The organism is Paracoccus haematequi (assembly GCF_900631945.1).
In the GTDB taxonomy this organism is placed as follows: domain Bacteria; phylum Pseudomonadota; class Alphaproteobacteria; order Rhodobacterales; family Rhodobacteraceae; genus Paracoccus; species Paracoccus haematequi_A.
Genome location: NZ_UZWE01000031.1, coordinates 57,625 through 76,810, shown reverse-complemented (window position 1 = coordinate 76,810; position 19,186 = coordinate 57,625). Strand labels below are relative to the sequence as shown.

The 19,186-nt window shown below is 67.3% G+C and carries 16 protein-coding genes; 7 read left to right on the top strand and 9 right to left on the bottom strand.

The window, feature by feature from the left end; translation table 11 throughout:
• Positions 1–24: 24 nt before the first annotated feature.
• The 8 genes from PARHAE_RS11430 to PARHAE_RS11395 all read right to left on the bottom strand — a co-directional run bounded on the left by PARHAE_RS11430 (position 25) and on the right by PARHAE_RS11395 (position 11,285).
• Positions 25–225 carry a formate dehydrogenase subunit delta gene (locus PARHAE_RS11430; protein ID WP_126154745.1) on the bottom strand — a complete coding sequence of 67 codons (201 nt, stop codon included), beginning with the start codon at positions 223–225 and terminating at the stop codon, positions 25–27.
• Positions 215–1,039, bottom strand: a complete 825-nt coding sequence (gene fdhD, locus PARHAE_RS11425; RefSeq protein ID WP_126154744.1) for a formate dehydrogenase accessory sulfurtransferase FdhD — start codon at positions 1,037–1,039, stop codon at positions 215–217. Before fdhD ends, PARHAE_RS11430 begins: the two co-directional genes overlap by 11 nt.
• A 3-nt stretch (positions 1,040–1,042) precedes the next feature.
• Positions 1,043–3,949 carry a formate dehydrogenase subunit alpha gene (fdhF, locus tag PARHAE_RS11420; protein ID WP_126154743.1) on the bottom strand — a complete coding sequence of 969 codons (2,907 nt, stop codon included), beginning with the start codon at positions 3,947–3,949 and terminating at the stop codon, positions 1,043–1,045.
• Positions 3,946–5,463, bottom strand: a complete 1,518-nt coding sequence (locus PARHAE_RS11415; RefSeq protein ID WP_126154742.1) for a formate dehydrogenase beta subunit — start codon at positions 5,461–5,463, stop codon at positions 3,946–3,948. The genes fdhF and PARHAE_RS11415 overlap by 4 nt, the downstream gene beginning before the upstream one ends.
• Entirely contained in the window at positions 5,460–5,936 is a 477-nt protein-coding gene (locus PARHAE_RS11410) for a formate dehydrogenase subunit gamma (RefSeq protein WP_126154741.1), read from the bottom strand. The genes PARHAE_RS11415 and PARHAE_RS11410 overlap by 4 nt, the downstream gene beginning before the upstream one ends.
• Positions 5,937–6,025: 89 nt before the next feature.
• Entirely contained in the window at positions 6,026–6,913 is an 888-nt protein-coding gene (locus tag PARHAE_RS11405; RefSeq protein ID WP_126154740.1) for a LysR family transcriptional regulator, read from the bottom strand.
• Positions 6,910–10,032: an efflux RND transporter permease subunit gene (locus PARHAE_RS11400; protein ID WP_126154739.1), complete on the bottom strand. Its 3,123-nt coding sequence runs from the start codon at positions 10,030–10,032 to the stop codon at positions 6,910–6,912. Before PARHAE_RS11400 ends, PARHAE_RS11405 begins: the two co-directional genes overlap by 4 nt.
• 29 nt (positions 10,033–10,061) lie before the next feature.
• A complete protein-coding gene (locus PARHAE_RS11395) occupies positions 10,062–11,285 on the bottom strand; it encodes an efflux RND transporter periplasmic adaptor subunit (protein ID WP_126154738.1) in 1,224 nt (407 codons plus the stop codon).
• Between the two features lie 189 nt (positions 11,286–11,474).
• Between PARHAE_RS11395 and PARHAE_RS11390 the strand changes: the two genes are divergently transcribed.
• Both PARHAE_RS11390 and PARHAE_RS11385 read left to right on the top strand, forming a co-directional pair.
• Positions 11,475–11,801 (top strand): DUF1330 domain-containing protein, encoded by a 327-nt coding sequence (locus tag PARHAE_RS11390; protein WP_126154737.1) that lies wholly within the window; start codon positions 11,475–11,477, stop codon positions 11,799–11,801.
• Positions 11,802–11,879: 78 nt separating this feature from the next.
• Positions 11,880–12,629: a WecB/TagA/CpsF family glycosyltransferase gene (locus PARHAE_RS11385; RefSeq protein ID WP_126154736.1), complete on the top strand. Its 750-nt coding sequence runs from the start codon at positions 11,880–11,882 to the stop codon at positions 12,627–12,629.
• On the opposite strand, the gene PARHAE_RS11380 is transcribed toward PARHAE_RS11385, so the two are convergent.
• Positions 12,630–13,307, bottom strand: a complete 678-nt coding sequence (locus PARHAE_RS11380; protein ID WP_126154735.1) for a sugar transferase — start codon at positions 13,305–13,307, stop codon at positions 12,630–12,632. It abuts the gene before it with no gap.
• A 316-nt stretch (positions 13,308–13,623) separates the two neighbouring features.
• Between PARHAE_RS11380 and PARHAE_RS11375 the strand changes: the two genes are divergently transcribed.
• Genes PARHAE_RS11375 through PARHAE_RS11355 form a run of 5 tightly spaced genes read left to right on the top strand, consistent with a single transcriptional unit; the run spans position 13,624 to position 19,180 of the window.
• On the top strand, positions 13,624–14,796 hold the full coding sequence (locus PARHAE_RS11375; RefSeq protein ID WP_126154734.1) for a toxic anion resistance protein: 1,173 nt from the start codon (positions 13,624–13,626) through the stop codon (positions 14,794–14,796).
• A complete protein-coding gene (locus PARHAE_RS11370) occupies positions 14,793–15,818 on the top strand; it encodes a DUF2927 domain-containing protein (RefSeq protein ID WP_126154733.1) in 1,026 nt (341 codons plus the stop codon). Before PARHAE_RS11375 ends, PARHAE_RS11370 begins: the two co-directional genes overlap by 4 nt.
• 58 nt (positions 15,819–15,876) lie before the next feature.
• The gene (locus PARHAE_RS11365; protein ID WP_126154732.1) at positions 15,877–16,989 is read left to right on the top strand and encodes an SPFH domain-containing protein; all 1,113 of its coding nucleotides are present in this window, start codon (positions 15,877–15,879) and stop codon (positions 16,987–16,989) included.
• Positions 16,990–16,996: 7 nt separating this feature from the next.
• On the top strand, positions 16,997–18,256 hold the full coding sequence (locus tag PARHAE_RS11360) for a TFIIB-type zinc ribbon-containing protein (protein WP_126154731.1): 1,260 nt from the start codon (positions 16,997–16,999) through the stop codon (positions 18,254–18,256).
• 12 nt (positions 18,257–18,268) lie between these two features.
• The gene (locus tag PARHAE_RS11355; RefSeq protein ID WP_126154730.1) at positions 18,269–19,180 is read left to right on the top strand and encodes a carbohydrate kinase family protein; all 912 of its coding nucleotides are present in this window, start codon (positions 18,269–18,271) and stop codon (positions 19,178–19,180) included.
• Positions 19,181–19,186: the final 6 nt, after the last annotated feature.

The following is a 19,186-nucleotide window of genomic DNA, read 5'->3' as shown; positions in this document are numbered from 1 at the left end:
CGGGACGGTTTCACGCCCGCCGCATCAAAGGTGCCGGACGGCCTCTTGCACCGAGGGGCGCAGGCCCGCTCCGCCCTGGGCGAGATAGGATTTCAACTGCTCGCGCATCCTCGGCTCCCAGAAGTCGCGCAGGTGGTCGGCGATCTTGTCGGGCGCGTGGCCCGGCTGGGTGTCGAAGAAGGTGGCGATCTGGTTGGCCATCATGACCATCTTTTCAGGCGACATCGGAAACCTCGGCGCGCAGCCGTTCGGGGTGGCAGAACAGATCGAAGCCCTCGCCCCGCGCGAATGCGGCAAGGGTCAGACCCGACCCTTGGGCCAGACGCAGGGCGTGCAGCGTCGGGGCGGAGACGGCGATCAGGATGGCACAGCCCGCCATGACGCATTTCTGCACCATCTCGGTGGACACGCGGCTGGTCAGGACGATGGCGCCCTGCGAAGGGTCGATCCCCTGCCGGGCCATCGCGCCGATCAGCTTGTCCAGGGCGTTGTGCCGCCCCACATCCTCGCGCGCCAGCACCACGCCCTGGCCGGGCAGCAGGAAGCCCGCCGCATGGACCGCGCGGGTCCGGTCGTGCAGCGGCTGCCAGCCGCGCAGCGATTCGGTCGCGGCGGCGACATCCTCGACCGTCAGGGCAGGCCCGGTGCCGGACAGATCCGGCAGGGACCGCACCGCCGCCTCGATGCTGTCGATGCCGCACAGCCCGCAGCCGACCGGCCCGGCCAGCGACCGGCGGCGCGCGGCCAGTGCCTCGCCGCGGTCCTCGGCCAGCCACATCTGCGCCTCGATCCCCTTGGGATGCGAGATCACCTCGCAACTGGCGATCTGGTCCAGGCCGGTGACGATGCCCTCGGTCAGCGAAAAGCCCGCCGCGAAGTCCTGCACATCGGCGGGCGTCGCCATCATCACCGCATGGGTCGAGCCGTGATAGACCATCGCGATCGCCACCTCCTCGGGCAGCGCGCGAGTGACCGCGACGCTGCTGCCGGGGCGATGGTGGGTGGCGTCCGAGGCCCCGAAGGGCGGCGGCAAGGTCATGGCTTACTCCGCAGCAGTCAGGATCCGCCGCGACCGTTCGGCCTGTTCGTTGTAACGCTCCTGCCAGTCCGTGGGACCGTTCGAGGGGCTGACCTGCACGGCGGTGACCTTGAATTCCGGGCAATTCGTCGCCCAGTCGGAAAAATCTGTGGTCACCACGTTAGCCTGGGTCGAGGGGTGATGGAAGGTCGTATAGACCACACCCGCCGCCACCCGGTCAGTCAGCGTCGCCCGCAGCGTGGTTTCCCCGGCGCGCGACGCCAGCCGCACCCAGTCGCCCTCGTTGATGCCGCGCTGTTCGGCGTCATGGGGGTTGATTTCCAGAACGTCCTCGGGGTGCCAGGCGACGTTCTCGGTGCGACGGGTCTGGGCGCCGACGTTGTAATGCGCCAGGATCCGCCCGGTGGTCAGCAGCAGCGGGAAGCGCGGCCCTGTGCGTTCGTCGGTGGCGACATACTCCGTCACCATGAAATGCCCCTTGCCCGACACGAAGCCGTCGATATGCATCAGCGGCGTGCCCTCGGGCGCAGTTGCATTGCAGGGCCACTGGACGGAACCCTTCTCCTCCAGCAGTTCATAGGTGACGCCGGCGAAGCTGGGCGTAGTGGCCGCGATCTCCTCCATGATCTGGCGGGGATGGGTATAATGCCAGTCCGCGCCCATGGCATTGGCCAGAAGCTGCGTGACCTCCCAGTCCTCGTAACCGTTGCGGGGCGCCATCACCTTGCGGACGCGGTTGATGCGGCGTTCGGCATTGGTGAAGGTGCCGTCCTTTTCCAGGAAGGTCGATCCCGGCAGAAAGACATGGGCATAGTTCGCCGTTTCGTTCAGGAACAGGTCGTGGACGATGACGCATTCCATCGCCGCAAGCCCGGCGGCGACGTGATGGGTGTCGGGGTCGGATTGCAGAATGTCCTCGCCCTGGCAGTACAGGCCCTTGAAGGTGCCCTCGACCGCCGCGTCCAGCATGTTCGGGATCCGCAGGCCGGGTTCGGGGTCGATCTCGCAGCCCCAGGCCTGTTCATAGATCGCCCGCACATCGGGCAGCTTGACATGGCGATAGCCGGGCAGTTCGTGCGGGAAGCTGCCCATGTCGCAACTGCCCTGCACGTTGTTCTGACCGCGCAGCGGGTTCACGCCGACGCCGGGGCGACCGATATTGCCGGTCAGCATGGCCAGGTTGGCGATGCCGATCACCGTGGTGGACCCCTGCGAATGCTCGGTCACGCCAAGACCGTAATAGATCGCCGCGTTCCCTCCCGTCGCATAAAGCCGCGCCGCCGCGCGCAGGTCGGCGGCGGGCACCCCGGTCAGCATCTCGACCGCTTCGGGGCTGTGGCGCGGATCGCTGACGAAATCGACATAGAACTGGAACTCGTCCCAATCGCAGCGGGTGCGGATGAAATCCTCGTCGAACAGCCCCTCGGTCACGATCACATGCGCCATCGCGGTCACGGTGGCGACGTTGGTGCCGGGCTTCAGCGGCAGGTGATATTGCGCCTGGATATGCGGAGACCGCACGATGTCGGTGCGGCGCGGATCGACCACGATCAGCTTCGCCCCCTGGCGCAGGCGCTTTTTCAGGCGGCTGGCGAAGACCGGATGGCCGTCGGTCGGGTTGGCGCCGATGATCATCACCACATCGACCTGTTCCACGCTGTCGAAGTCCTGCGTCCCGGCCGAGGTGCCATAGGTCTTGCCCAGCCCGTATCCGGTCGGTGAATGGCAGACGCGCGCGCAGGTGTCGGTATTGTTGTTGCCAAAGACCGCGCGGGTCAGTTTCTGCACCAGATAGGTTTCCTCGTTGGTGCAGCGGCTGGAGGTGATGACGCCCACCGACTTGCGGCCGTATTTCTGCTGGATGCCCTTCAGGCGGTTGGCGGCAAAGCTCAGCGCCTCGTCCCAGGACACTTCGCGCCAGGGTTCCTCGATGGTGTCGCGGATCATGGGGTGCAGGATCCGGTCCTTGTGCTGGGCATAGCCATAGGCGAAGCGGCCCTTGACGCAGGAATGGCCCCGGTTCGCCTTGCCGTGCTTGTAGGGGACCATGCGCACAAGCTGGTCGCCGTTCAGTTCCGCCTTGAAGGAACAGCCGACGCCGCAATAGGCGCAGGTGGTGATGACCGACCGTTCGGGCGTGCCCAGTTCGATCACCGATTTTTCCTGCAAGGTCGCGGTCGGGCAGGCCTGCACGCAGGCGCCGCAGGACACGCAGTCCGAGGTCAGGAAATCGTCGCCGATCGTCCCCGCCTTGACGCGGCTGTCGAATCCCCGCCCCTCGATGGTCAGGGCGAAGGTGCCCTGCACTTCTTCGCAGGCGCGGACGCAGCGGGAACAGACGATGCATTTCGCCGGATCATAGGTGAAATAGGGGTTGCTTTCGTCCTTGGGGACATACAGCGCATTGATCCCCGCCCCGTCGCGCGTGGCGAAGTGGTTCAGCAGGCTGCGTTCCTCGGGCGCCTTGTAGCGCACGTCGCGCAGGCCCACGGCGCCCGCCATGTCCTGCAATTCGCAATCGCCATTGGCCGCGCAGGTCAGGCAGTCCAGCGGGTGGTCGCTGATATACAGCTCCATCACGCCCTTGCGCATCCGGCGCAGCTTGTCCGACTGGGTATGGACCACCATGCCTTCCGTCACGGGCGTGGTGCAGGATGCGGGCGTTCCGCGCCGCCCCTCGATCTCGACCACGCACAGGCGGCAGGATCCGAAGGCCTCCAGATTGTCGCTGGCGCACAGTTTGGGGACCATGATTCCGGCCAAGGCTGCGGCGCGCATGACCGATGTGCCTTCCGGCACCGTGACGGGAAAGCCGTCCACGGTCAGCGTGACCGGCGCGCCGCTGCGGGCGGGGGTGCCCATGTCGCGGTCGTCGCCCGGCGGGTATTGGGGGATGATGAAATCTCTCATTCGGCTGCCTCCCGATAGGTGGCGAAATCGTCGGGGAAATTGGTCAGGGCGGACATGACGGGGAAGGGCGTGAAGCCGCCAAGCGCGCAGAGCGAGCCGTCCTTCATCGTCTCGCACAGGTCGGTCAGCAGCGGGATCGCCGCCGGGTCGCCCTGGGCGATCCGGTCGATGGTTTCCACCCCGCGCACCGCGCCGATCCGGCAGGGCGTGCATTTGCCGCAGGATTCGACGGCGCAGAATTCCATCGCGAAACGGGCCATGCGCAGCATGTCCACGCTGTCGTCGAACACCACCAGCCCGGCGTGGCCGATCAGCCCGCCGTTCTGGTCGAATTCCTCGTATCCCATCGGCGTGTGGAATTTCTCGACCGGCATATAGGCGCCCAGGGGGCCGCCCACCTGGACCGCCTTCACCGGGCGGCCGCTGGCGGTGCCGCCGCCGATCTCGTTCACGACCTGGCCCAGGGTCAGGCCGAAGGCGGTTTCGAACAGCCCGCCGCGCTTGACGTTGCCGGCGATCTGCAAGGTGACGGTGCCCCGCGACCGGCCCAGGCCGAAATCGGCGTAGTGGGCGGCGCCGCGTTCGAAGATCACGGGGATCGTGGTGAGCGAGATGACGTTGTTCACCACCGTCGGCTGGCCCAGGAACCCCTGCAACGCGGGCAACGGCGGCTTGGCGCGCACGGTGCCGCGCTTGCCTTCCAGGCTGTTCAGAAGCGACGTTTCCTCGCCGCAGACATAGGCGCCCGCGCCGGTGCGGACCTCCATCTCGAAGGCGCGGCCCGATCCCAGCACGTCGGGACCAAGCAGGCCCCGCTGGCGGGCGATGGAGACCGCGCGGGTCAGGATGGCGATGGCGTCGGGATATTCCGACCGCAGATAGACGTAGCCGCGCGTCGCGCCGACGCCCAGGCCCGCAATGGCCATGCCCTCGATCAGCTGGAAGGGATCGCCCTCGATGATCATGCGGTCGGCAAAGGTGCCGCTGTCGCCCTCATCGGCGTTGCAGACGATGTATTTCTGCGGCGCCTCGGCTTCGCTGACGGTTTTCCACTTGATGCCGGTGGGAAACCCCGCCCCGCCGCGCCCACGCAACCCGCTGTCAATGACCTCCTGCACGATCTGCGCCTTGGTCATGGTCAGCGCGCGGCGCAAACCGACCAGACCACCATTGGCCGCGTAATCGTCCAGATCCAGCGGGTCGATCACGCCGCAGCGGGCGAAGGTCAGGCGGGTCTGGCGGGCGAACCAGTCGATGTCCTCGACCCGGCCCAGGCTGTTCAACCTGCCGTCCAGCAGGTCGGGAACCTGATCCGGGGTCACATTTCCGTAACCGATGCGCCCTTGGGGGGTGTCGATTTCGACCAAGGGTTCTAGCCAGACCATGCCGCGCGTGCCGTTGCGGACAAGATGCAGGTCGAGCCCGCGCGCCCTGGCCTCGCGCGCGATCGCATCGGCCACGTCATCCGCGCCAAGCGCCTTGGCGGCGCTGTCCAGGGGGACGAAGATCTTCATGCGCCCACCTCGGCCAGGATGCGGTCCATGCGGGCATCGTCCACGCGGCCGACCACGCGGCCATCGACCATCGCGGCAGGCGCACAGGCGCACATGCCCAGGCAATAGACGGGTTCGACCGTCACCGCGCCGTTGGCTGTCGTGTCATGCCAGCCGATCCCCAGCTTTTGCAAGGTGGATTCGGCCAAAGCATTGGCGCCCATCGACTGGCAGGCCTCGGCCCGGCAGATTTTCAGGACGTGGCGGCCGGTCGGATGGGCGCGGAAATCGTGATAGAAGCTGATGACACCATGGATTTCCGCCCGGCCCAGATTCAGCACATCCGCCAGAACCGGCACGCATTCCTGCGGGACATACCCGTATACGTCCTGCAATGCGTGCAGCATAGGCAGAAGTGGCCCTTCCAGAGAGGCGAGCGGCGTGACAACGCTGCGGATCTCCTCCTCGGTCGGGGCTGGCGCATTGACATGCATAAGCTAGCCTTTCGACGATCCGTGTTCCGACCATCAGACCAGACCCGCCATCGCGAAATCAATATCATTGTTTCGTCAGTCGATAGAAATCATCTATCGTTAGCCATCCGCCGTGCTTCGGCCAGCAGCGCCTCCAGCACCGGCGTATGCGGTTCGCGCCAGGGTGCGACCAGGCCCACGGCATGGCTGGCGCCGTCGCCGTCCAGCGGGATGGTCCGCAGCGGCTTGCCTTCGGTCAGGAAGGCGGCGATGTCCTCGGGCAGGATGGTGATCCAGCCGCCCTCCAGCACATGCGCGACCAGCACCACGGTCGAACTGGATTCGACCGTCGCCTGCGGGGTCACGCCCGCCTCGATCAGGTTGCGGTTGATGATGCGGCGGTTCTGCATGTCGCTGGTCAGCAGGCACAGCCGATGCCCCGCCAGATCGGCCCAGCCGATACGGTCCTTTCCGGCCAGGGGCGAATCGGCCGCGCAGACCAGCATGTAGCGTTCGTCATACAGGCGGACCGTGCTGACCCGGCCCAGGGGTTCGTTGTCCAGATAGGAAATCCCCGCATCCACCGTCAGGTCGTCGATCATTTGCAGGATCTCGACCGAGGTGCGCGACAGGATGGTCATGCCGACATTCGGATGGGCGGCGCCGAAACGGGCGCTGATCCGGGCGGCCCATGTCAGCGCCGTGGGGATCACCGCGATCCGCAGCTGGCCGGACAGGCCGTGGCGGGTGGCGCGCATCTCGTCCCGCAACTGGCGGGCGTCGCCGACGATGCGGCGGGCCCAGACCAGGGCCGACTGGCCTTCGGGCGTCAGCCCGCCGAAGCGCGAGCCGCGAAAGATCAGCAGCACGCCAAGCTGTTCCTCAAGCTGCTTGATGCCCGCCGACAGCGTGGGCTGCGTCAGCCCCAGGCTTTCGGCGGCGCGGCCGAAATGGCGTTCCTTGGCGACCGCCAGGAACATTTCCAGCTTGTCGATCATGCGGCGGGCACCGCTGCGCCCTCATCCAGCTTGTCCTTGCGCCCCAGCAGGCGGCGCATCAGCACATAGAACAGCGGCGCGAACAGGATCCCCATCACGGTCGAGGCGACGGTCCCGCCGATCACCGTTGCGCCGATGGCGTTGCGACCGTTGGCCCCCGCCCCGGTGGAGAGCAGCAGCGGCAGCACCCCCAGCGTGAAGGCGATCGAGGTCATGATGATCGGGCGGAACCGCTGGCGCGCGGCCTCGACCACGGCCCGGAACAGGGGGACGCCCTGCTCGGACTGTTCTCGGGCGAATTCCACGATCAGGATGGCGTTCTTGCCGGTCAGGCCGATCACGGTCAGCAGCCCCACCTGGAAGAACACGCCGTTGTCGAAGCCGCCCAGATACGCCCCCAGCAGCGCGCCCAGAACGCCGATGGGCATGACCAGGATCACCGCCAGCGGGATCGACCAGCTTTCGTAAAGCGCCGCCAGGCACAGGAACACCGCCGCCAGCGACAGCGCATAGAGCAGCATGGTCTGGTCGCCTGATTCCTGCTCCTCAAGCGACAGGCCGGTCCAGGCGACGGCAAAGCCGGGCAGTTGGGATACCAGGCGCTCGACCTCGGCCATGGCGTCGCCGGAACTGACCCCCGGCGCGGGACCGCCCTGGATCTGCATCGCAGGAATGCCGTTATAACGGCTGAGTCCCTGCGGGCCGAAGGACCAGTTCCCGGTCGAGAAGTTCGAGAATGGCACCAGCCCGCCCATCGAATTGCGCACCCGCCACTTGTCAAAATCGCCGGGGGTGGACCGGGAATTCGCCTCGCCCTGGACATAGACGCGCTTGATGCGGCCCCGGTCCACGAAATCGTTGACGTAGCGGCCGGTCCAGGCGATCTGCAACAGGTTCGCCACGTCGGTCGCGGTGACGCCCATCGCGCCCGCCTTGCGCCAGTCGATGTCGAGGCTGAACTGGGCCGCATCCTCCAGCCCCGAGGGTCGGGCCTGGGCGATCAGCGGGCTTTGCGCCGCGATGCCCAGGAACTGGTTGCGGGCGTTCAGCAGATCCTCGTGCGACTGCCCGCCGCGCGCCTGCAAATAGAAATCGAAGCCCGAGACGTTGCCAAGCTCGATCACTGACGGGGGGACGATGGGAAAGACCATCGCGTCCTGAATGCCGGACAGCGCGCCGAAGGCCCGGCCCGCCACGGCCTGCACCGATTGCGAGGGGTCCAGCCGTTCGTCCCAATCCTTCATCCGCACGAAGGCCATGCCGACGTTCTGGCCCTGGCCCGCGAAACTGAAGCCCACCACGCCGAACATCGATTCGACCGAATCCTTTTCCTGGTTCAGGAAATAATCCCGCACCTGGTCGATGACGGCGGCGGTTCGTTCGGCGGTGGCGCCGGTCGGACCCTGGATCAGCACGAACATGATCCCCTGATCCTCGTCCGGCAGGAAGCCTTCGGGGGTGCGCAGGAACAGCAGCACCATCGCCGCGCCGATGGCGGCATAGACCAGCAGCGACCGCAGCGGGCGGCGCACGATCCAGCCCACGGCGCCGGTATAGCCGTTCGTCGTGCGGTCGAAGTTGCGGTTGAACCAGCCGAACAGGCCCTTCTTGGTGTGATGGTCCTTGGACCGCAACAGCGTCGCGCACAAGGCGGGCGTCAGGGTCAGCGCGACCAGAACCGACAGGCCCATGGCCGAAACGATGGTGATGGCGAACTGCTGATAGATGACCCCGGTCGAGCCGCCGAAGAAGGCCATCGGCACGAACACGGCCGACAAGACCAGGGCGATGCCGATCAGCGCGCCGGTGATCTGTCCCATGGACTTCCGCGTCGCCTCGCGCGGCTCCAACCCTTCCTCCTCCATGATGCGTTCGACGTTTTCGACGACCACGATGGCGTCGTCGACCAGCAGACCGATGGCCAGCACCATCGCCAGCATGGTCAGCGTGTTGATGGTGAAGCCGAAGGCCGCCATGATCCCGAACGTGCCCAGCAGGACGATGGGAACCGCCAAGGTCGGGATCAGCGTCGCCCGCCAGTTCTGCAAGAACACGTACATGACGATGAACACCAGCACGATGGCCTCGATCAGCGTCTTGACGACCTCCTCGATCGAGATCGACACGAAGGGCGACGTATCGAAGGGAATGACGTAATCGACGCCCTCGGGGAAGAATTCGGCGAATTCGACCATCCGCGCCTTGACCCGGTCGGCGGTATCAAGCGCGTTGGCCCCTGGCGCCAGCGACAGTGCCATCCCGGACGAGGGTCGCCCGTTGAAGGTCGCGTCGGTGGCATAGCTTTCCGACCCGATCTCGACCCGCGCCACGTCGCGCAGCAGCACAAGGCCGCCGTTTTCCTCGGCCCGAAGGACGATCTGGCGGAAATCCTCGGGCGTCGACAGCAACGACTGGGCGGTCACGGTGGCGTTCAGCTGCTGGCCCTGCACGGCGGGCAGGTCGCCGAAGGCCCCGGCGGAAATCTGCGTGTTCTGCGCCGTGACCGACGCCACCACGTCCGAAGGCGTGATCTCGTATGCCGCCAGCTTGTCGGGATCCAGCCAGATGCGCATCGCATAGGGCGCGCCGAAGACCTGGACGCTGCCGACGCCCTCGACCCGCGACAGATCGTCCACCAGGTTCGAGAACATATAGTCCGACAGGTCGGTCTGGTCATAGTTGTCGTCGCCGATCAGGCCGATGACCATCAGGAAGCCCGCGGTCGACTTCTCGACCACAACGCCCTGGCGCTGCACGGGTTCGGGCAGCAGGGGCGTCGCCTGGGACAGCTTGTTCTGGACCTGGACCTGGGCGATGTCCACATCGGTCCCGGTCTCGAACGTCAGGGTGGTGGACGACGATCCCGCCGAGGTCGAGTTGGACGAGATATAGCGCAGCCCATCCAGCCCGGTCATCTGCTGTTCGATCACCTGCGTCACGGTGTTCGAGATGGTTTCCGCCGAGGCGCCCGGATAGGTCGCGCGCACCGTGACCGAGGGCGGCGCGATCTGCGGATACTGGGCCACCGGCAGGGTCAGGATCGACAGGATGCCGATGCCCATGATGATGATCGAGATTACCCAGGCGAATACCGGACGGTCGATGAAGAAACGGGCCATGGTCTGTCACGCCTTCGCTGGCTGGAACGTCAGTTGGCGGACGCGGCTTCGGCCTGGGTCGCCTGGTCGGGATTTTCCGGTTCGGGGGCCGCTTCTCCGGGGGTAGCTGCCGGGGCGTCGGCATCCTCGCTGCCGCGTTCCTGCGGCGTGACCGGCGCGCCCGGCGCGATGCGCTGCACGCCCGCCACGATGATGCGGTCGCCGGCGGCAAGGCCCTTGGTCACGACCCATTGATTGCCGTGGTCCTGGGCGATTTCCAGGGCGCGTTCCTCGACCAGGTTCTGATCGTTCACGACCATGGCGACCGGACGGCCGCGCCGGTCGCGGCTGACGCCCTCTTGCGGGGCCAGGATGGCGTCCTTCAACTGCGCCTGCGGGATGTCGGCCAGCACGAACATGCCGGGCAGAAGGAACCCCTCGGGATTGGCGAATTCCATCCGCAATGTGATCACGCCGGTGGTTTCGTCCACATGCGGCTCGGCTGCGGTCAGGGATCCGGTATGTTCATAGGTGCTGCCATCGGCCAGGCGCAACGTCACGGTGCGGTCGGCGCCCTCGGGCAGCGCGGCGTCCGCTCCCATGCGCTGCCAGCGGATGATTTCCGCCGCCGATTGTGTCACGTCCACGCGCACCGGGTCGATGCGGCGGATCACGGCCAGGGGGTTGGCCTGCCCCGCCGTGACCAGGGCGCCGGGGCTGGCCTGGGCGAGGCCGATCACCCCGTCCAAAGGCGCGGTGATGGTGGTGCGGTCCAGGTCGATCTGGGCCGCCAGCAACTGCGCCTCGGCCGCCTTGACGGCAGCTTCGGCGGCGTCGCGGGCGGCGACGGCGCTGTCCTGGGTCTGTTCGCTGGCCACGCGCCGGTCGCGCAGGGCCACGACCCGTTCCGCCTCGCGTCGGGCGGCATCGGCCTGGGCCTGGGCCTGGGCCAAGGCCGCCTGCGCCTGGGCCTGCGCCGCCTCATAGCTGCGCGGGTCGATACGGTACAGGGGGTCGCCCTGCGCGACAGGGCTGCCTTCCTCGAACAGGCGTTCGACGATCAGACCGCCGACCTGGGGCCGCAGTTCCGCCTCGGCCGAGGCCACGACGCGGCCTGGCAGGCTGGCGGTCAGTGTCACGTCCTGGGCCTGCAAGGTCACGACGGTGACGGCAGGGGGCGGCATGTCGCCGCCGGGCGCCTGAGCCAGAAGGCCCTGCGGGGCAGCCGCCGCGACCAGGGCGGAAAAAACAAGGATTTGTCTCAGCGTCGCCATGCTGTCCGTCCGAAAGGTTTACCGATGCTGACCTGTGCCCGTTCGCGTAAGGCCCGTTTGCTGCCGCTCACGCTATCGTTAGCCGCAATGAAGGACAATGCGATTTTGTGCGCAGCCGACAGCCGTGCTTGCCTGATGCGCCGACCGCAGGCACTGTGTCCCCAGCAGATGAACCGGGGGGAGAATCCGATGACTGCCTATCTGATCGCGGACGTGACCGTGACCGACGATTCCTGGGTGCCCGATTACGCTGCCCGCGTCCACGAGATCGCGGCACGGCACGGCGGGCGCTATCTGTCGCGTTCGGGCAATATCGACACGCTGGAAGGCAAGGCCCTGGGCAACACCCTGATCGCGCTGATCGAGTTTCCGTCCACGGACGCCGCCCGCGCCTTTGCCGCCGATCCCGACTATGCCCCCTTCGCCCAGGCGCGCAAGGCGGGCAGCATCAGCAATTTCCACCTGATCGACGACACCGATCTGGCGGGCGCAATCCCCTATTTGCCGAAAGGTTGAACTGCCCGATTGCAGCCAGGACGCAAAGCTGCAAGGAAGCGGCAAAGGCCGGAACGCGGCCCGGTGCGGAACATGGCAATGCAGTTTTCCTATGGATCCTCGGTTGTTCGGGTGAACATGCCCGACCGCCCTTCGCTTCTGGCAGAAATTACCCGGCGGCTGCGCGGCGGCCAGGGCTTCGCGCTGGCGACCATCAACCTGGATCACCTGGTCAAGCTGCGGGCCGACGACACCTTCCGCAAGGCTTACGCCGGGCAGGATCTGGTGGTGGCGGACGGCAACCCCATCGTCTGGCTGTCGCGTCTGGCGCGCCGTCCGGTCGGGCTGGTGACGGGTTCGGATCTGGTGATCCCCCTGGCGCAGCTTGCCGCGGCCGAAGGCGTGGGCCTGGCCCTGGTCGGCACCACGGATGCAGCCCTGGCGGCAGCGGCGGACGAAATCCAACGGCGCGCACCGGGCTGCCGGATTGTTGCCCGGATCGCCCCGCCGATGGGGTTCGACCCCGATGGCGATGCGGCGCGCGACCTGCTGTTGCAGGTGCGGGACAGTGGCGCGGGACTGTGCTTCCTGGCGCTTGGCGCGCCGAAACAGGAACGGCTGGCGGCGCGGGGGCGCGAGGTCGCGCCGGGGGTCGGCTTCGCCTCGATCGGCGCGGGGCTGGATTTCCTGGCGGGCAATCAGACACGCGCGCCGCGTTGGGTCAGGCGGATCGCGATGGAATGGGCCTGGCGGATGCTGTCGGCGCCAAAGCGGCTGGTGCCGCGATACGCCCGCTGCGCCGCCATCCTGCCGTCCGAGGCGGTGGCGGCGCTGCGGCAGCGCCCCTGATCAGCAGCCGGTCCGGCCCAGCACCACGGACACGGTGCGCAGCAGGATCACGGCGTCGCCGGCGAAGGACAGGCTGCGTTCATAGCGGTCGTCATACCAGGCGCGGGCCGCAAAGGTCGTCTTGTTGCGCCCGGCGGTCTGCCAGAAGCCGGTGATGCCGGGACGCAGACGGTAATACCCCTGCCCCGAATACAGTGCCTGCTGATCGGGCATCATGGGACGGGGACCGACCAGGCTCATGTCTCCGGTGGCGACGTTCCACAGTTGAGGCAGCTCGTCCATGGAACTGGCGCGCAGAATCCGCCCGAAGGCGGTCACGCGCGGATCGTCGCGCAGCTTCTGCGTCGCGTTCCATTCCTGCCGGGCCTGGGGATCGCGGTCCAGATGCTCCTCCAGCCGCTGATCGGCGTCGGGGACCATGCTGCGCAGCTTCCACATGCGGAACGTCCGGCCGTCGCGGCCGACGCGCTGCTGCGAATAGAACGGCTTCCTGCCGTCCAGCATCACGATCAGCGCCAGCAGCAGGACCAGCGGAACCACCACCGGAGAGGTCAGCAGCACCAGCATCAGGTCCAGCGGACGCTTGATCAGGCTGCGATACAGCCAAGGACGCGAGGTTTCGACAGAAGGGACGGCCGCGACACGGGCCAGGGCAACCGACTGGGATTTCACCGACATCTTTACCTGCACTAACACTTGGAAAAAATATGCCCCTGAAATCGGGGACGGCACCTGCTAACGGGACGACATTAGCACCCTGGAGCAGGGAAGAATATGCATAAAGTTTGATTTAACTGCGTTAATGACCTGACATTTTGGATAGGGTTCAGCAGTTCCGCGCCCCCGACCCGCCCGACGGCCACCCGAATCGCCCCCTGTTGCGGGGCTGCATGGACCGCATATTTTCGCGCGGCGCTTTGTTGAACTGCGCCGCATTCCGCCTATGCTGCGCCGCAACATGCCTGGCTTGCACAGGCCCAGGGAAGGAAGCGCCATGACCGACGAGACCCGCCGCCGCGCCGAAGACATCCGCACCGAGATCGAGACGGTGACATCGGCGCCCCTGCCCCAGCCCAAGGCCGATCCGCTGTCGGTCCGCGACGCCGATCCCCAGCTTCAGGCCGAAATCCGCCGCCGCATGGACGAGATCGACCTGGGCGATACCGGATCCATCGTCCGCTTCGGCACCCGCGCGCAGGCGGGCTTGCAGGAAATCAGCCAGAAGATGCTGGCCGATGTCAAAAGCAAGGATGTCGGTCCCGCGGGCGAAAGCCTGCGCAGCATCGTGACGACGATCCGCGGCTTCTCGACCAGCGAGCTGGACATGCGGCGGACGCGCAGCTGGTGGGAAAAGCTGCTGGGCCGGTCGGCGCCCTTCGCGAAATTCGTGGCGAATTACGAACAGGTCCAGACCCAGATCGACCGCATCACGGTCGAACTGGAACGGCACGAACAGACGCTGCTGAAGGACATCAAGTCGCTGGACCTGCTGTATGACCACACGCTGAACTTCTATGACGAACTGGCGCTGTACATCGCCGCCGGAGAAGAGAAGTTGCGGGAACTGGACAGCACCACCATCCCCGAGATGGAGGCCCGCGTGAAGGCCGCCCCCGAGGATCAGCAGGTCATGCAGGCCCAGGCGCTGCGCGACCTGCGGGCGGGCCGCGACGACCTGGAACGCCGCGTCCACGACCTGAAGCTGACGCGGCAGGTGACGATGCAGTCCCTGCCCTCGATCCGGCTGGTGCAGGAAAACGACAAGTCGCTGGTCACCAAGATCAACTCGACCCTGGTGAACACCGTGCCGCTGTGGGAAACGCAGCTTGCCCAGGCGGTGACGATCCAGCGCAGCGCCGAGGCCGCGCGCGCCGTCAAGGAAGCCAGCGATCTGACCAACGACCTGCTGACCCGCAACGCCGACAACCTGCGTCAGGCCAATGCGCAGATCCGCACCCAGACCGAACGGGGCGTCTTCGACATCAACTCGGTCAAGGCGGCCAATGCGCAACTGATCGCCACGATCGAGGACAGCCTGCGCATCGCCGACGAGGGCCGCGCCCGCCGCGCCGCCGCCGAAAGCGACCTGACCAAGATGGAGGCCGATCTTCGCGACACGTTGGCCCGCGCCACGGCGCAGGGTCAGGGGACTCCGGCGCGGACATGAGCCACAGGACAGACGGCTTGCGCAGCCTGCCGCTGCTGGCGCTGTTGGCCCTGGCGGCGTGCCAGGCGCCCGAAACCGAACCGCAGCCGGTTCCCGTTCCGCGCCCGGTCGCGCGGCCCCAGGATGACGGCCCGTCGCAGGCGGAGTTGCGCAAGGCCCGCGCGGAACGCAATCGCGCCGCCAACGCCGCCGCGTCCCAGGCCCTGACCCAGGCCAGCCTTGCAAGCACGGCGCAGCGGGATTTCTATGCCCGCGCCGAACGCGCGCTTCTGGACCAGGGCCGCCTGCGCCGGGAACGGGTGCCCCTGGACGCGCCCATCGACGAAGACGCGCTGACCCGCGATTTCATCGCCATCGCGCTGCGCGACGAATATGGCGCGGGCGGCATCCAAGCCAGGGACAGCGGCACCCCCGCGCCCCTGCGCCGCTGGCAGGATCCGGTGCGGATCCAGATGGAATTCGGGGCCGTCGTCGATGTGGCCACCCGCCGCGCCTATCGGGTCGAGGTCAGCCAGTTCGCCGCGCGGCTGGCGCAGGCGACCGGGCACAGCGTTTCGCTGGCCGAGAACGGCGGAAATTTCGTGGTCATGGTCCTGTCCGACGACGAACGCCGTGCCATCGGCCCGCGCCTGGCGCAGCTGGTGCCCGGCATCCCCGCGCAGGATATCGCGGTCATGCAGGCCCTGGACGCGGACAATTTCTGCACCGTCTTCGCCTATTCGCGGGGCGCGTCGCCGGTCTATTCCAATGCCGTGGCGCTGATCCGGGCCGAACTGCCGCCGCTGTTGCAGACATCCTGCATCCACGAGGAACTGGCCCAGGGCATGGGCCTTGCCAATGACAGCCCCGACGCCCGCCCGTCGATCTTCAACGACGACGAGGAATTCGCCCTGCTGACCCGGCACGACGAATTGCTGCTGCGGATCCTCTATGACCCGCGCCTGCGTCCCGGCATGTCGGCGGCCGAGGCCGAGCCGATCGTCCGCCGCATCGCGGCCGAGCTGCTGGCGCAAAGCATCTGACTTGCGCGGCGGCGGGGCTTGGCCGCATACAGGCACAAGACATCCTGCGGAGGGACAGATGGCGATCTTCGACATTCTCGGCGGCGAATTCATCGAGGTCATCGAATGGACCGACGACACCCGCGACACGATGGTCTGGCGCTATCCGACCGTTGGCAACGCGATCAAATACGGCGCCAAGCTGACGGTGCGAGAGGGCCAGGCCGCCGTCTTCATCCATGAAGGGCAATTGGCCGATACCTTCGGCCCCGGCCTCTACATGCTGGAAACCAACAACCTGCCGATCCTGACGCGATTGCAGCATTGGGACCACGGCTTTCGCAGCCCCTTCAAGTCCGAGATCTATTTCGTCAACACCACGCGCTTCAACGACCTGAAATGGGGCACCAAGAACCCGGTGATGGCGCGCGACCCGGAATTCGGCCCGGTGCGGCTGCGCGCCTTCGGCACCTATTCCCTGCGCGTAACCGACCCGGCGCGGTTCATGACGGAAATCGTCGGCACCGACGGCGAATTCACCCGCGACGAGATCGCCTTCCAGATCCGCAATGTGATCGTGCAGGAGTTTTCCCGCATCATCGCCGGATCTGGGATCCCGGTGCTGGACATGGCCGCGAACACCGGCGACCTGGGCAAGCTGGTCGCCACCGCGATCGAACCGACGATCAGCGCCTATGGCCTGACGATCCCGGAATTCTACATCGAAAACATCAGCTTGCCCCAGGAAGTCGAGAAGATGCTGGACAAGCGCACCTCGATGGGAATCCTGGGCGACCTGGACCGCTTTGGCCGATATGCGGCGGGCGAGGCGATGGTGAATGCCAGCCAGAACCCCGGCGCCGCGGGGGCCGGGATGGGTGCTGCCATGGGCGCGGCGCTTGGCGCCGGCATGGCGGCGCGCCCGGCCTCGGGTCCGTGGGGCAGCGTTCCGCAGGCCGGGGCTGCGACCCCTCCGCCCCTGCCGCAGGACGCGGCGGTCTGGCATGTCGCGCTGAACGGCCGGGCCGAGGGGCCGTTCGACCGTGCCGGTTTGCAGCGCCTGTCGGCCGAGGGTCGCGTCCTGCACGACACGCTGGTCTGGACGCCGGGCCAGGACGGCTGGCGCAAGGCGGGCGATATTCCCGAACTGGCGCATCTGTTCCCGACCATGCCGCCGCCCCTGCCCGGCTGACCGCTTCATGCCGACCCCGCCGGCCGAACACCGTTACCCTTGCGAACAATGCGGGGCCAGCCTGCGCTTCCAGCCGGGCCAGCAGGTGCTGGTCTGCGACTGGTGCGGGCACCGGCAGGCCATCGGCGACGGCCCGGCCCGCGCGCCCGCCCGCCAGACCCGGGGTGGGGCGGAGGGCGAGGATGCGATCCTGGCCGATCCCGAAACAGGCCGCGCCCTGCAATGGGATGCCGGGCACAAGGCGCCGGAACTGGCGGAAATCCCGCTGGAGCAGGGCCTTCGCCTGGATGCCGGATCCGATCTTGCCGCGACGGTCCGCCTGCTGTCCTGCCCCAATTGCGGCGCCCAGATCGAGGTGGGCGACAGCAGCCATGCCGGGGCCTGCCCGTTCTGCGCGACGCCGGTCGTCACCGACACCGGCACCAGCCGCAAGATCAAGCCCCAGGGCGTCCTGCCCTTTCGCCTGGCCGAGGATCAGGCCCATCGCGCCATGCAGGACTGGCTGGGCGGGCTGTGGTTCGCGCCGTCGGGGCTGACCGCCTATGCCCGGCGGGGGCGGCGGATGCGCGGCGTCTATTCGCCGTTCTGGACCTTCGACGCCCGCACCCGGTCCAGCTATGCCGGGCAGCGGGGCGATTATTATTACGAGACCGTCTATGTCACGCAGCAGGTGAACGGCCGCAGCCAGCAGGTCGCCCGGCAGGTCCGCCGCACCCGCTGGCGCCCGGCGCAGGGCCGCGTGGCGCGCGACTTCAACGATGTGGTGGTGCTGGCCTCGGCCTCGCTGCCGCGCAAGTTCTCGGACGGGCTGGCGCCTTGGGATCTGTCGCATCTGCGTCCCTATCGCCCGGACTATCTGGCCGGGCTGGAAGCCGAGGCCTATACGATCCCGCTTTACGACGGCCACAAGACCGCGCGGGCGGAAATGGCCGGGGTGATCCTGAACGACGCGCGGCGCGCCATCGGCGGCGACGAACAGCGCGTCGATCACATCAGCACCGACTATGCCGACGAGACGTTCAAGCATATCCTGCTGCCGGTCTGGACGGCGGCCTATCGTTATAACGGCAAAAGCTATCGCTTCGTGGTCAACGGCCAGTCGGGCCGCGTGGTCGGAGAGCGCCCGTGGTCGGTCTGGAAAATCACCGCAGCGGCGATCACCGCACTGGTTGCGCTAGCAGCTTTCCTGTATCTGGCCGAGGCGGGGGGCTACATCGATCTGGGCGGCGTGCTGGAACGGTCGGGCGATGTGGTCAGGATTTACTGAACGGAGGGGACGATGATCCTGTGCGCGGGCGAATCGCTGATCGACATGGTGCCGGAGGATGGCAGTTTCCGGCCTTTGGCGGGGGGATCGGTCTATAACACCGCCATCGCGCTTGGCCGTCTTGGGGAATCCGTGTCCTATCTGTGGCCGATCAGCCGCGACGCCTTCGGCGACATGCTGCTGCGCCCGCTGGCCGAGGCGGGGGTCGACACCGACCTGTGCCCCCGCACCGACCGGCTGACCACGCTGGCCCTCGTGACGCTGACCGGGGGCGAGGCGCGCTATTCCTTCTATGACGAAGGATCGGCCGGGCGGATGCTGGCGCCCAAGGATATTCCGACCCTGCCCGACGCCATCGACGCGCTGTTCGCGGGTGGCATCAGCCTGGTGCCCGATCCCTGCGGCGCGGCCATCGAATCGCTGATCACCCGCGAAGGCGGGCGCCTGCCGGTGATGCTGGATCCGAACATCCGGCCCTTCTTCATCCCCGACGCCGAGGCCTATCGTGCCCGGCTGGCACGGCTGATCGCCCGGTCCGACATCGTGAAGCTGTCGGGCGACGACCTGGAATGGCTGTATCCCGACCTGCCCCTGGAAGACGCCGCGCGGCGGGTGCTGGCGCAGGGGCCTCGGCTGGTGCTGCAAACCGGCGGCGCGGCAGGGGCTCGGGCGCATTGGGCGGGCGATCCGGTCGCGGCGCCCGCGATCCGCACCACCGTGGCCGACACCATCGGCGCGGGGGACACCTTCAACGCTGGCGTCCTTGCCAGCCTGCGCCGCCAGGGTGTCCTGACCAAGGCGGGGCTGGCCACCATCACGCCGGACCAGATCGCCGCCGCGCTGACCCTGGGCGCACGGGCCGCAGCCATCACCGTGTCCCGTCCCGGCGCCAATCCGCCCTGGGCGCATGAGATGCCCGCCTGAACGCCC

Coding starts and splice junctions, on each gene's coding strand:
- PARHAE_RS11365 (WP_126154732.1), top strand. CDS start 15,877: ATGGCGATCTTCGACATTCTCGGCGGCGAATTCATCGAGGTCATCGAA.
- PARHAE_RS11370 (WP_126154733.1), top strand. CDS start 14,793: ATGAGCCACAGGACAGACGGCTTGCGCAGCCTGCCGCTGCTGGCGCTG.
- PARHAE_RS11410 (WP_126154741.1), bottom strand. CDS start 5,936: ATGCATGTCAATGCGCCAGCCCCGACCGAGGAGGAGATCCGCAGCGTT.
- PARHAE_RS11355 (WP_126154730.1), top strand. CDS start 18,269: ATGATCCTGTGCGCGGGCGAATCGCTGATCGACATGGTGCCGGAGGAT.
- PARHAE_RS11375 (WP_126154734.1), top strand. CDS start 13,624: ATGACCGACGAGACCCGCCGCCGCGCCGAAGACATCCGCACCGAGATC.
- PARHAE_RS11400 (WP_126154739.1), bottom strand. CDS start 10,032: ATGGCCCGTTTCTTCATCGACCGTCCGGTATTCGCCTGGGTAATCTCG.
- PARHAE_RS11390 (WP_126154737.1), top strand. CDS start 11,475: ATGACTGCCTATCTGATCGCGGACGTGACCGTGACCGACGATTCCTGG.
- PARHAE_RS11405 (WP_126154740.1), bottom strand. CDS start 6,913: ATGATCGACAAGCTGGAAATGTTCCTGGCGGTCGCCAAGGAACGCCAT.
- fdhF (WP_126154743.1), bottom strand. CDS start 3,949: ATGAGAGATTTCATCATCCCCCAATACCCGCCGGGCGACGACCGCGAC.
- PARHAE_RS11415 (WP_126154742.1), bottom strand. CDS start 5,463: ATGAAGATCTTCGTCCCCCTGGACAGCGCCGCCAAGGCGCTTGGCGCG.
- PARHAE_RS11385 (WP_126154736.1), top strand. CDS start 11,880: ATGCAGTTTTCCTATGGATCCTCGGTTGTTCGGGTGAACATGCCCGAC.
- PARHAE_RS11380 (WP_126154735.1), bottom strand. CDS start 13,307: ATGTCGGTGAAATCCCAGTCGGTTGCCCTGGCCCGTGTCGCGGCCGTC.
- PARHAE_RS11395 (WP_126154738.1), bottom strand. CDS start 11,285: ATGGCGACGCTGAGACAAATCCTTGTTTTTTCCGCCCTGGTCGCGGCG.
- PARHAE_RS11430 (WP_126154745.1), bottom strand. CDS start 225: ATGTCGCCTGAAAAGATGGTCATGATGGCCAACCAGATCGCCACCTTC.
- fdhD (WP_126154744.1), bottom strand. CDS start 1,039: ATGACCTTGCCGCCGCCCTTCGGGGCCTCGGACGCCACCCACCATCGC.
- PARHAE_RS11360 (WP_126154731.1), top strand. CDS start 16,997: ATGCCGACCCCGCCGGCCGAACACCGTTACCCTTGCGAACAATGCGGG.